Consider the following 531-nt stretch of genomic DNA (forward strand, 5'->3'; position numbering starts at 1 on the left):
CGGTGGTGGTGCGCGTGCTGCAGAACCTGCTGATCGAGCGCATTCCGGTGCGCCAGCTGCGCAAGATCGTCGAAGCGCTGGTCGAGCACGCCCCGCACAGCCAGGACCCGGCCACCCTCACTGCAGCGGTACGCACCTCGCTGGGCCGCTTCATCGTGCAGGAGATCGCCGGCATGTCCGCCGAACTGCCAGTGTTCACCCTGGCTCCGCAGCTGGAGCGCGTGCTGCAGGAATCCACCCACGGCAATGGCGTGGCGCTGGAACCGGGCCTGGCCGAGCGCCTGCACCAGAGCCTGGCCGATTGCGTGGGCAAGCAGGAAGCGCGCAACGAACCGGCGGTGGTGCTGGTCCCCGGCCAGGTGCGCGCGGCGCTGGCCCGCCTGGTCCGCCACAGCGTGCCCAGCCTGTCGGTGCTGGCCTACAGCGAAGTGCCGGAAGACAAGCGCCTGAAGCTGGTCGGCACCATCAGCTAAAGACTAGCGCCCCTCATCCGGCGCTACGCGCCACCTTCTCCCGCCTGCGGGAGAAGGC

General features: G+C 69.7%; 1 protein-coding gene. It reads left to right on the forward strand.

The window, feature by feature from the left end:
- A partial coding sequence (locus tag OZ10_RS20185; RefSeq protein WP_039566906.1) for an FHIPEP family type III secretion protein occupies window positions 1–473 on the forward strand: 473 nt, incomplete at its 5' end.
- Window positions 474–531: the final 58 nt, after the last annotated feature.

The sequence above is a fragment of the Xanthomonas cannabis pv. cannabis genome (assembly GCF_000802365.1).
GTDB classification, from domain to species: domain Bacteria; phylum Pseudomonadota; class Gammaproteobacteria; order Xanthomonadales; family Xanthomonadaceae; genus Xanthomonas; species Xanthomonas cannabis.